This is a genomic window from Anaerorudis cellulosivorans (genome assembly GCF_025943985.1).
In the GTDB taxonomy this organism is placed as follows: Bacteria; Bacteroidota; Bacteroidia; order Bacteroidales; family Dysgonomonadaceae; genus Anaerorudis; species Anaerorudis cellulosivorans.
Window position 1 is genome coordinate 113,362 of record NZ_JAPCWE010000003.1, and the last position, 12,615, is coordinate 125,976.

Annotated in this window: 10 protein-coding genes; 1 reads left to right on the forward strand and 9 read right to left on the reverse strand. The window is 37.6% G+C overall.

All coding sequences use genetic code 11. From position 1 onward, the window contains the following. Window positions 1–73 precede the first annotated feature (73 nt). The 7 genes from OLM34_RS02305 to OLM34_RS02335 form a co-directional block, all read right to left on the reverse strand. Window positions 74–553, reverse strand: a complete 480-nt coding sequence (locus OLM34_RS02305; protein ID WP_264404957.1) for a GAF domain-containing protein — start codon at window positions 551–553, stop codon at window positions 74–76. Window positions 554–699: 146 nt separating this feature from the next. After that, window positions 700–1,380 carry an OmpA family protein gene (locus OLM34_RS02310; protein ID WP_264404958.1) on the reverse strand — a complete coding sequence of 227 codons (681 nt, stop codon included), beginning with the start codon at window positions 1,378–1,380 and terminating at the stop codon, window positions 700–702. Window positions 1,381–1,392: 12 nt separating this feature from the next. After that, the gene (locus OLM34_RS02315; RefSeq protein ID WP_264404959.1) at window positions 1,393–1,716 is read right to left on the reverse strand and encodes a hypothetical protein; all 324 of its coding nucleotides are present in this window, start codon (window positions 1,714–1,716) and stop codon (window positions 1,393–1,395) included. A 226-nt stretch (window positions 1,717–1,942) separates the two neighbouring features. After that, on the reverse strand, window positions 1,943–2,923 hold the full coding sequence (locus OLM34_RS02320) for a hypothetical protein (RefSeq protein ID WP_264404960.1): 981 nt from the start codon (window positions 2,921–2,923) through the stop codon (window positions 1,943–1,945). Window positions 2,924–2,970: 47 nt separating this feature from the next. Then, complete coding sequence (locus tag OLM34_RS02325; RefSeq protein WP_264404961.1) at window positions 2,971–4,572, reverse strand: RagB/SusD family nutrient uptake outer membrane protein; 1,602 nt, start codon at window positions 4,570–4,572, stop codon at window positions 2,971–2,973. Window positions 4,573–4,601: 29 nt separating this feature from the next. Continuing rightward, entirely contained in the window at window positions 4,602–7,784 is a 3,183-nt protein-coding gene (locus tag OLM34_RS02330; protein WP_264404963.1) for a SusC/RagA family TonB-linked outer membrane protein, read from the reverse strand. Window positions 7,785–8,320: 536 nt separating this feature from the next. Then, window positions 8,321–9,343, reverse strand: coding sequence for an FKBP-type peptidyl-prolyl cis-trans isomerase (locus OLM34_RS02335; protein ID WP_264404964.1), 1,023 nt, complete (start codon window positions 9,341–9,343; stop codon window positions 8,321–8,323). Between the two features lie 162 nt (window positions 9,344–9,505). Here OLM34_RS02335 and OLM34_RS02340 point away from each other — a divergent pair, with 162 nt between their 5' ends. Then, the gene (locus OLM34_RS02340; RefSeq protein ID WP_264404965.1) at window positions 9,506–10,204 is read left to right on the forward strand and encodes an SIR2 family NAD-dependent protein deacylase; all 699 of its coding nucleotides are present in this window, start codon (window positions 9,506–9,508) and stop codon (window positions 10,202–10,204) included. A gap of 51 nt (window positions 10,205–10,255) precedes the next feature. On the opposite strand, the gene rprY is transcribed toward OLM34_RS02340, so the two are convergent. Both rprY and OLM34_RS02350 read right to left on the reverse strand, forming a co-directional pair. Further along, window positions 10,256–10,984 carry a response regulator transcription factor RprY gene (gene rprY, locus OLM34_RS02345; protein ID WP_264404966.1) on the reverse strand — a complete coding sequence of 243 codons (729 nt, stop codon included), beginning with the start codon at window positions 10,982–10,984 and terminating at the stop codon, window positions 10,256–10,258. 1 nt (window position 10,985) lies between these two features. Then, window positions 10,986–12,545, reverse strand: coding sequence for a sensor histidine kinase (locus OLM34_RS02350; protein ID WP_264404968.1), 1,560 nt, complete (start codon window positions 12,543–12,545; stop codon window positions 10,986–10,988). Window positions 12,546–12,615 lie beyond the last annotated feature (70 nt).

Consider the following 12,615-nt stretch of genomic DNA (forward strand, 5'->3'; position numbering starts at 1 on the left):
TTATATTTCAGATTTTTCAAAGTTGCAAAGGTAAGAAAAAAAAGCCAATGCATGAAAAATCGAAGAAACTTCCTCAGGAATCGAAATTGGTCAGGCCAAAAAGTGAAGGACGTATCAACTCAACAATTTTTTCGAGATAGTAAGCATCTGTTTCGTCAAAAGCAGCCAAACGTTCGCTGTCGATATCCAGCACTGCCCCTACCTCATTCTCGTTCATCACGGGAACGACAATTTCGGAACGCGAAAAACGGCTGCATGCAATGTGCCCGGGGAAAGCTTCCACATCGGGCACGATAAGGGTTTTCCGTTCTTTCCAAGCCGTTCCGCAAACACCCTTTCCATAAGCGATACGGGTACAGGCCACAGGTCCCTGGAAAGGTCCCAACACCAATCGATTCCCTTTCACGATATAAAATCCAACCCAAAAAAACCCAAAGGTTTCTTTTATTGCAGCCGCCACATTGGCCATATTGGCAACAATATCGTTTTCCGACTCGGTAAGAGACCTTATGGCGGAAATCAATTGCACGTATTTTTCTTTCTTGTCCGGCATTTTTCTTTCTCTTTCAAATATTCTTCCTTTGGAAGCAAATGTAGCAAAAATAACAAAACGCATTGTCGTTTTTTATCCGGCAATACGTTTTGTTTTTCAATTACAGAGGAAGCAACAACCCTCGTCAACCGATTCTCTCTCTCGATCTAATTTGCCTGTTGTTGAGCCTCCTCAATCATTTTGGCGTTGGGAAGAATGTAAACTTCAACCCTGCGATTCTGAGCTCTTCCTTCAACAGTACTGTTGTCGGCAATAGGTTGCGTAGATCCAAATCCTTTTGCCTCCATACGGGTTCCCGTTATCCCTTTTGAGAGAAGATAATTGTAAACTGCTTCGGCACGACGTTCCGATAAAGGATTGTTAATGGCGTCATTGCCGGTACTGTCGGTATGCCCATAAATTTTGATATCGGTGTCGGGATTGCTTTTCAGCGATTCGGCAAATTTATCCAGCGACTCGCGCGAAGCCTCGTTCAATGTACTGGAATTGGTTGCAAACAAAATACCCGATTCAAAAGTAACCTTAATGGCCTGTCCTTCGTTAATTTTCTCCACTTGTGCACCCTCAATCTCGGCCAATTCTTTGGCTTGCTTATCCATTTTATTGCCGATGATGGCACCTGCTGTTCCTCCTACTACCGAACCAATTCCTGCTCCCCATGCTGCTCCTTTGCCTCCTCCGGCAATGGCCCCGATGCCTGCACCCAATGCAGCACCGCTTGCAGCTCCAATTCCTGCACCCTGAACTGTCTTGCTTGCTCCACAACTCGATAATGTTAACGTTGCAACCAAGAAAAGTGCAGTTAAAACCAATGATACCTGTTTCATAACTTTTGTTTTTTAATAGAAAAGATTCAATGAATCGCAATAAGCCAATTCTCCCGCTACGATGGCTTCAATTTCATCTTCTGAGAAATCCCTTATCGCATCTTTTTGTGCGTTTTTGATGACGTATGCCAACAATTCTTCCTCATCAATTATCACTTCCGCATCTTCCTCCTCATCCAAAAAGCCTTTTTCTTCATAATACTCATAGACGAGATCCACAATATAGTTTATCTCATCGTCGGTAAACTCGCCTCTCATTTCATCGGGCAAATGCTCTTGTATAAATCTTACGGAATCCTGTTCATCATATTCCAATACCTTGTCTTCCTCGCTCATAATCAATGAATTTTTTAGTTTAACAAGCTGTTTGTTGTAAATATTTCGTAAGTCAATTCTTTATTTGGCTAAGAAATTCATTCCAAATGTAAGAAAAAAATCCTTTCGTTTTGCTTTAATTATCTACTAATTAAAACAACCATTGAAAGAATATGTTCATAAAAAAAGCACCCCAAGAGGATGCTTTTTTATTAGTCCGATATCTTTTGAAGAGAAATAAATAATTTTATTCCTCTTCATTATCATTTTGTTGTGCATTTAAATAAGCTTCGAGATTTAAATAAATAAAAGTAGGAGTTTCACATGAATATTTTTCACCGTTATTATAATCCGACATACTTATAAACAACGAATTTTCCGGAAAAATAATCACATCATTTTCTTCATCATATCTTCCTAATGGATATTCATTTATATCATCAGAAATATTCATGTATGCAGACCCGGTCAAAAAATAACCATATCCCCAGTCAAATCCTATTTGTTGAGGCAAGATAGATGCATTATTTTTGCTATCAACATTAATTACTAAATAAAAATCTCCCTCCAACATATCTTCAGGAGTATTATAAGGGTAACCATCAGCTATACCATACTCATCAAAATCTTCCGACTCCATCGGTTTAAATGGGTTAACCAAACGGTAACGAGTAATTCCACCGGGTAAAGTTGCTTTTTGAATATCCACATAAAAAGGATATAATGCAGGTACTGCAAAGAAAGTTGGAATAAGCCCCTCAATCATTACACCCTTTCCAATGTTTTCCCATTTAATACGAATTACGGAAATTTTTATAGAAGTTTTATTGTTTATGTATGGATTAAAATATTCATCACCTGAAATTCCTATTTCAAAACTATATTTTATTCCTTCTTCTGCTTCAGGAAAAGTCACTACAAAACTCGTTGTTTCTTCTCCGGCATCAAAAGTAACAGTTTCCGGAATATTAAAAACATCATCTGCGCTGAAGACCTTGATTGGAACAGTTGCAGCCGTTTTCGAATCTTCTCTTGATATCGCTACTATTACCTGAGCTAGTTCTGTAGGCTCCAATTCGATGTCAGTTGTGTTTGAATTAGGAAAGAATACATTTTGACAATTTGGAGGAACAATTGGCGAAGGCTCCCTTTCTATGCTGTCTTCGCAAGACAAAAAAGATAGCAATCCAACACTTAGAACGCAAAGAAATATCTTGTTAATTTTCATATTATCCAATTTTATGATTCATATATTTAAAAATGAAACGAGATCTCCTACTGAGCAACCGGAGGATCAACTTTCCGATTATTATCTTCTTCCGATATTCCTTCATTCGCTTCAATTTCACTCTTTGGTACAAGCCATAACAATATCGGATCTTCTGAAGGAATATTAAATTGCCAAGCATCAGGGAATGAAGTTACCCCGTTTTCAACTCTGGTAACAGGTTTCTTCAATCTCATAATATCAAAGTAATAAAAACCTTCTCCCCATAATTCGATTCTTCTTTGAAACCATATTTCGTCTCTAAGTGTTTCCAGTGTAGACGCATTACATTTATAATTCGAATCCCTATTCGTTTTTACGAAATTTTCAAGTAAATTTTTTGCATCGCCAACTCGTCCACTCATGGCTAATCCTTCTGCCTTGATAAATAGCATCTCTTCTGCGCGCATCAAAAACCAATCTTGTGCTGGTATCAAAGTATTTAAATCATTATTATCAGCACCAAATTTAACATTGGTATAAGGACCAAAATCTCCATCAGATGACGCTATTCCAAACCATTTGTCATAAGAAGCATCTGCAACAAGTGGAGATTCTAAATTTTCGTTTAACCACCATCCTTTACGAACATCCGTTTTTGAAATTAAATCATATAAAGGTTTATTGATTTTTTTCCATGCACCGACACCTACATAGCCATCGGTATAGAAAGAACATAAATGCGAAGGCATATTTATAATACCGCTTGTGACAATATCATTATTTTCCGTAATAATATTTGCCCAAATCACAGTATTATCATTTGCATTCCAAAAAGCAGGAACTGATACTTCATCACGAGAGTATGGTCCTGCTCCGGATAAATTTAAAGCCATTTCAGCATCATCCGCTGCTTTTGAATATTCTCCCATTATAAGATTTGCGCGTGCTCTTAATCCATAAGCTACGGCTTGATCTATGTAGCCCTTATCGGGCCTTTTGTAGCCTTCCAATAAAGTAATGGCTTCATCTAAATCATCTTTGATCAATTGATAAACCGCTTTCACAGAAGCTCGAGGATTATTTACCAATTGTTCTGCAGTTGTTTTTTCGGTAACAATCGGAACACAAAGCTTTTCTTCGTGGCCAATGAAAGTAAACTGATGAGTTTGAGCTAAGTTCAAATAATCAAACGCACGCACGGCTAAAGCTTGCCCTCTAAAAGCTTTTAAAGTAGGATCGGTTGTTGCAGAATCTACTGAAGAAATGACCAAATTAGCCGAAGCAATTTGCTTGTAAAAAAGATTCCACATAAAGAGGGTTCGAGTGTTTGTATAAACCCTATCTGCGTAACTTGCATTAGGAGCGAACCAATTATAACCAACATTGGCGCAAGTCATGTCTGCACCATTAGATTCCATCATTAAGCAAGCGGCAGCATACCCGAAATCGTTATGATAATCTTCCCCTAGAATGGCCCCGAAAGCAATCATGTTAGCATACATAGCTGCAACATCGGAAGCCAATAAAGCCGGATTGGCTTCAAAAGCATCTTTCTTCTGTTCTTGAGTTAATGTTCCTCCTTCTGGTGCTGTTTCTAGTATATCTTCACAACTGATTAAGACTACTGCACCCAAAAGGAAAATTAAAATTTTATTAATCATTTTCATATTGTAAATTTATTATATCAGATTATTTATCAAAATGTTATATTTATTCCTCCGGATATAGATCTGATCGGAGTATACAATTCTGCGTTCGAAGTAGTAAAACTTTGACGAGGATCCAATCCTTTGCGCGCAGATAAAAGTGCTACATTGTCAGCAACACAATAAATTCGAAGCTTATTAATATTGAAATGGTTCAATAGCTTACTCGGAAAAGTATACCCCAAAGTAATATTTTGCAAACTTAAAAAATCCGAACTAATAATAAATCTATCCGACATATAATTCGTATATTGATCATTGGAATTTACCCGAGGAACATCAGTATCCGGATTTTCAGGAGTCCATGCTTTCAAAATGTCTTTATGCCAATTTCTCCCTGCATCTGAACTATAACCCGAGTGCATTATGTTAGCATAGGTGTCGTCATAAATTTTTCCACCTAATTGATAAGCAAAAGCAACCGAAAAATCAAAACCAGAATAATTTAAAGAAGTTCCAAATCCTCCATAAACATCCGGAAGAATGTCTCCTAATTCATATTGTGTAGCCGTAGACCAATTAGTTACTTTTTCCTGACCCGTAACATTACCATTTTCATCTTTGATATCTTTATACCACAAAGAAGCTCCAGTTTCAGGATCTACTCCGGCAAATTCCCTAAGATAAAAATTGTACATAGAAGATCCCTCTTTGTATATATAATTGCCATCTATCCATTGCCCTTTTAAAGATTCATCTAAAGAAATGATTCTGTTTCTTAAAAAAGTTGCATTTACATAAACATTCCAAATCAATGAATGCGATTTAATCACATCCATATGTAAATCGGTCTCGAAGCCTGAATTCTTTACAGATCCAATATTCATGGGGGATTCGGTATATCCTGAAGAACCCGGCATAGGTTTATAATACAACATATCATCTGTACGACGTGAGAAAGCTTCTAGGGTACCGTTGAAACGTTGATTGAACATTGAAAAATCTACCCCCATATTGAAATTATAAGAAGTTTCCCATGTAATATTATTATTCCCTTTGTAACTTCTTGCCGTAGCAAATTCTCCATTAGTCTCAGTTACGTCATATTGATCGATATAAGGATAATAATTTATATCCTCAGTATCCGGATAATAGAGTTTATCATTACCCTGTGCTCCATAACTCACTTTCAATTTTAACAGATCAATAAAATCAGCAGACATAAAATCTTCTCTATTTATATCCCATGCTGCCCCTAACGACCAAAAATTACCCCACCGATTTTCTGGAGCAAAACAAGAAGATGCATCTCTTCGATATGATGCAGAACCAAAATATTTTGAATCATAATCATATTTTGCTTGAAAAAGGACACCCATAGTAGCATAAGTATCTGTGTCAGATGAAGTACTAGGTTGAAGAATTGCATTACTGATTTCAGGAATGAAGGGCTGAAAAAGTTTTTGTTTGTAACCGGATAAATGACTGTCTTTTAATTCATAAGATTCATAGCCCAAAAGCAAATCGACATTATTCAAATCAAATCGATTTTGATAAGTCAACAAATATTGCTGATTTGTACTCGTAAAGCGAGATTGAGAGACACCCGCTGCTCCTCCCATAGCAGCAAATTGCCCATAAAACGGATTTAATGTATATTGATATTTTTGATTCGAATTGGTCAATCCGTAATTAATTGTAAATTTTAAACCTTCATACAAATCGGCTATGGCATACCATTTCCCAATAAAATAATCCGTTAAATAAAATTCTTTATTCAAAGCAATTGCTGAAGCCGGATTTGATTGGCTCATAAAAGGACGTTTACTAGGTATCACCTTCCCATCTCCGTAATCATACATAATAAAGCCATTATTATCACGCATGATATTCCCACTTGCATCTCTAATATACAACGGATATATTGGAGCAATATTTGAACTCAAAAAAAACAAATTTCCGGAAGAATTAGTTGTTGTTTGTTCACTTGGGTATTTGCTTTTAGTTTGAACAAATGATAAATTAGAACCGATTTTCAACCAATTCTTAATTTGATAATCGATGTTTGCTCTTGTAGAAAATCTGGAGAAATTGGAATTTTCAATAATTCCGGTATCATCGAGCTTTCCTATGGAAGCATAATAAGATAATTTATCAAGTGCGCCACTAACGTTAACGTTATACTCCTGACGAAGATTATTGGCTTTAAACAATTCATCATACCAATCATCAGGTAAATAAGTAAACTTTCCATCAGAATATCCTAAACTAGCATTAGGATTTAATTTAAAGTTTGTTCCGACGAGTCGTTCATTTTTCGGAACTGTGTAAACCAAATAGCCTAATCCTCCCTGTGAAACATCCAAAAGATTTTTGTTGGCATATTCATGAGCAGCTGTTACGCCTGACGAAATTTTGCTATTATACAATGCTCGGTAAAATGTTTCATAATACATTCCGGCATCAGTCATCACATCATACGAAGGCACTGCACGAGAATTATTTCCCCATTTTGCATCCACTGTAACAAGAGCTTCCCTTGATTTCCCGCGTTTTGTTGTAATAATAATAACCCCATTTGCACCTCTTGCTCCGTATAAGGCATTAGAAGCCGCATCTTTTAAAATCGTTATCGACTCGATATCGGCATTATTAAGAGCAGAAATATCCGAATCATAAGGAATCCCATCAACAATATAAAGTGGGGCATTACTGGCATTAATTGAACCGATTCCTCGAATTCGAATAGAGGCTCCTGTACCGGGTTGTCCATTTGAAGACAAACCTTGTATCCCGGCAACCTGTCCAACCAAAGCATTGGTAATATTGGAAGTTTGACGTTTAATAATATCATCTTCTTTAATTACAGATGCTGATCCTGTAAAGGATTTTTTTGTTGTGGTTCCAAAAGCAGTGATGATTACTTCATCCAACTGAGATACACTGTCAAATAATTCAACAATCATTCCATTTTTTGCTGTAACTTCTACAGTTTCTTTTCCTACATACGAAATAACAAGCGTATTTGCATCAGAAGGCAAATTCAATGTAAAATTACCATCAATATCGGTAACAGTACCAATTGAGGTCCCTTTTACAATTATTGTCGCACCTATTACAGGTAGTCCATCTTCAGCGGATATAACTTTCCCGCTTATAGAACTTACCTGGGCAGAAACCCACCCTATTCCCAATATGAACAGGGTTAAAAACATCATCAGTTTTCTTTTCATAAAACGCTACTTTTAAATTATAAATATGATAAATATGACTTTTTCTTATTTTTATTCATAATCCCGATTAACACAATTACACATTTAATTATAATAGGCAAATATATACGAATTTTTCAAATAAATACTATTTTGATAAGTTTTTTTCTAAATTTTCTATTATTCTATAAGTGTAAGGGACTATTTTTTTATAATTTCATTTATCGTATACCTATTCTCTTATTTTTTATTTTTATTCCTTGTCGAAAACAATCAAAGCCTTTTGATACCTAAAACAATGACAAAGATATAGCATTTATTTTTACATAATGAGAAAAAAAGCGGGATATAATAACAAAAGGCATAATAATACCGCTCGGCTATATAAAAACGACTAAAAACTAAGCAGATAACGAATGATATAGATATACCCTATATTATATTTAAAATTTATATTATTAGGAAAGATCAACAAAAAGACAAAATAAACAAGAAAAGGGAACCTGCCCGCAAGCAAATTCCCTATTTGTCGTCAAACTAAAAACGAACCGATTATCTTATTTATTCTCTATTCCAAGCAATTCTACTTCGAAAACAAGCGTAGAGAACGGTTTAATGGTTCCTCTGTCTTGCGAACCATAAGCAAGGTCATAAGGTACGTAAATTCTCCACTTCGATCCTACAGGCATCATTTTTAATGCTTCGGTCCATCCGGGAATAACTTGGGTTACTCCAAAAATAGCGGGATCGTTGCGATTCAGACTGCTATCGAAAACGGTTCCGTTAAGCAATGTTCCCTGATAAAGAACACGTACCCGATCGGTATCGGTGGGAATGGGACCCGATCCGCGTTTAATGATTTCGTATTGCAAACCGCTGGGAAGCGTTATCACGCCTTCTTTCTTGGCATTTTCGGCCAAAAATTTCTCTCCGGCTGCAATAGAATCCTTGTATTGTTCTTTCAATTGTTCTTCCTGTTTCGCCATTTGACGATTTTGGGCTTCTTGAATTTCTTTCTGAATATACATATTGGCATCCATCTTACCGAGTGCCAAATCTTCATTCTTGATCACTCCGGCCAAACCGGCCAACAAGGGATCCGTTTTGATTCGCTTGGTGGAATCATCACCAAATACAAACTTGTTGAACTCGGGCAACATTTGCTGCGAAATCTGATGTCCGATGCTCAATCCCTGAATATATGCCGACTTTTCTTTTCCGGCAGTGAGAGCTTCTTTCAATCCTTTGATAAAATCGTTCAGTTTAGGAGCATTTATCTTATTCAACGAATCGATTTTTGCTTTCATTTCTTTCTCAAGATTCTGTTTTTCAAGCGAATCTTTGGCAGCAGAAATCTTCATCTGGTATTCATACTCGATGTTGGATGTGTTTTCGATTACTCCACTTTGTTCCAAAAATTGCATAAGTCCTTGATCGGCTAAACTAACGCCATAAGCATACGAAAGCGTATCAACGGGGTCTTTCAGCGAAGCTTTCGGCGTAGAACTTCCATTACAGGAAGCAAACATCATACTGCATGCAGCGAAAGCAGCAAGCACATAAAAACTTTTTCTTTTCATTGTTCTCTTTTTTGGTGTTAATGAATTTATTTACACGATGTATTATGAAGATTCAAAATCTTTGATGACAAAAATACGATTTTAATATAAATAATTCGCTTTTTCACGAATAAAAAACTACATTTGCTGTATTCTAAAGTATTTTTAACAGATTAAGTGATAATGAAAAAGAAACTAGTAGTCCTGACAGGTGCGGGGATGAGTGCAGAAAGCGGCATTTCCACTTTCCGCGATTCGGGTGGTTTATGGGAACAATATCCGGTTGAAGAAGTAGCCACTCCAGAAGCGTTTGCTCGAAATCCTGAACTAATGCTCAATTTCTACAATGCCCGGAGAAGGGAATTGCTGAAAGCCAAACCCAACGAGGGACACAAAGGCTTGGCAGATCTCGAAAAATATTTCGATGTGAGCATTATTACGCAAAACATCGACAACCTGCATGAACGGGCAGGAAGCAGCCATGTAATCCATTTGCATGGCGAACTGATGAATGCCAGATCCACAGGCGATCCGTCGTTGGTTTACCGGCTTTCGGAAGATAATCCCGATATAAAAGTGGGTGATGTATGCGAAAAAGGCTATCAACTGCGTCCGGATGTGGTGTGGTTTGGAGAGCCTGTACCCATGATTGAAGAAGCGATAAGAATAACGCGGCAGGCTGATATTTTTGTAATTATCGGCACATCGATGGTAGTATATCCTGCCGCAGGTTTGTTGAATTATGTACCCAACGCAGTGCCGATCTACCTTATCGATCCCAAAGACGTGGCAATGCACCGACGCGATATCCATCACATTCGTAAAGGGGCATCGGAGGGAGTAAAAGAATTGAAAAAACTGTTGTTGAAAGACGAACCGTAAAAAAAGCTGCCTCTGCTGGGCAGCTTTTTCATGTTCCGAAAAAAATCACCGTTATTGCTGTTGCAACTGTGCTTCACTGCTTTCTTCTTCGGTAGGAACAATAAGCTTGTATCCTTTACCGTGAATATTGATTATCTCGATATTCGGATCTGCTTTCAACAATTTACGCAACTTGGTAATATACACATCCATACTTCGGGCATTGAAGTAGGTATCTTCTTCCCAAATCTGCTTCAGCGCGTGATTGCGTTCCAATATATCGTTGGCGTGAGCGCAAAGCAGGGCAAGCAATTCCGATTCCTTGGTTGTCAACTTGGTCTGCTGATCACCAATGGTAAGCAGTTGCTTCTGCGTATCGAAAACCATGTTGCCGAATTTATACACTTGCTGTTCTTTGGCCTTTTTGCCTCGCACACGACGAATGATGGCTTCGATACGAAGTACCAGTTCTTCCATACTGAACGGTTTGGTAATGTAATCATCTGCTCCAACTTTGAATCCCTCTACCACATCCTCTTTCATATTCTTCGCCGTTAAAAAGATAACGGGAATTTCACTATTGATAGATCGGATTTCCTTAACGAGGGTTATTCCGTCTTTCTTGGGCATCATGATATCCACAATACACAAATCGTATTTCGTTTTCACAAATCCTTTAAAACCGGCTTCCCCATCCGGGAAAAGATCAGTTTCATATCCTTTTGCCTGGAGATATTCTCTAAGCAACATGCCAAGATTCTCATCATCTTCGCATAAAAAAATTTTTAATTTCTCTTCCATATCATTTTCTTGTTATTACGGGTAAACTAATTATAAATTTAGTGCCTTTGCCGACTTCGCTTTCGGCACGTATTGTTCCTTTATGATCGGTAACGATTTTATACACATACGCCAAGCCAAGGCCAAAACCTTTTACATCGTGAAGATTGCCTGTGGGTATACGATAAAACCTGTCGAATATCTTTTTCAGGTATTCTTTTTTTATACCAATCCCATTATCCTCGATGGAAATTAAGAGTTTGTTCCCTTCATTCCACGTTCGTATCATCAATTTGAGAGGGACATCTTCACGCCGATATTTCAACGCATTGTCGAGCAGATTGAAAAGCACATTGGTAAGATGCATTTCATCGGCCATCACAAGCGAATCTTCGGCTTGCAGATCAATATCGAGACTCCCTCCAAATTTCTCCACTTTCAGCACATGGGTATTCGCCACATTCACAACCAAATCGTTGACATCCACTTCTTTCATCTTCAGCGTGGTATGTTGTTTGTCGAAAAGCGACATTTGAAGCACCTTTTCCACCAGAAAGCTCAAGCGCTTGGTTTCATCGTTTATCACACCGGTTACATGTTTAAAAACCTCAGGCGATTTGGTGATGGATGGGTCTTTCAACATTTGAGCAGCCAACGAAATGGTTGATACAGGGGTTTTCAACTCATGTGTCATGTTGTTGATAAAATCATTCTTCATTTCAGACAAACGCTTTTGTCTGAACAAGGTCACGATGGTGTATATAAAGGTAATCAGCAGAAGAAACGTAAATAGCAGAGACGGAATAAAAAACTTCATTTCTGCCGATATATAATCCTGCTTCGAAGGAAAATACACCCTCAACGTATTCAATTTTGCCGGTGGATCGTTTGGAAAAAGAGTTTGTGTATAGATAGCCTTTTCATCTTTAGGATTGAAACCCGGCGAAACATACACTACCCTGTTGTTATAATCGATTACCTGGAAACTGTAAGGTACATTCATACCGTTTGACAACAATTCTGAACGAATATACGCATCCAATTGTCTGAAATCGATACGTTTTTCAATAGGCTCTTCGCTTGCTCGGTACATAATTTTAAGAATCACTTCATCCAGGAGCGCCTGTTCGTGTAAATAACGTTTCGATAACGATTGCTGCATATCGTATGAGGTCTTCGGAATAGAACCGGCACCATGATGGGGAGAAATAAAGACTCCCGTCGATTGATCCATCGGAGTGTTGCTGCCCGATATACCTTGCTTCAGATCCGAACCGCTTTCAGAAGGTGTGGCAATCGTTGATTCCGACGTCTTGCCCATTGTGCTCGAACCACCGTATTGAGGTTGTCTATATTGATAATATCGGTTTTCCGACTCAATCATATCTTCCTGCAAATAACGGTAGGTCTGATCGATTTCGAGCTGTTTAACTACATTATTCAAACTCTTTCTCACTGCTTCGTCAAACTGTGCATTTCGTGCACTGATCGTTATTTTCATATAATGAACCTGTAAGAAAAGCAGTGCAAAAAAAGCAACAAACATCACCACGGCAAGTAACCACATGGTTGATTTTTTCATACATTCCTATTTTAAAGATCGTCTTTTTCTTTTCTATTTAACAAATAAACGACTTTTTTGTTTAACATTT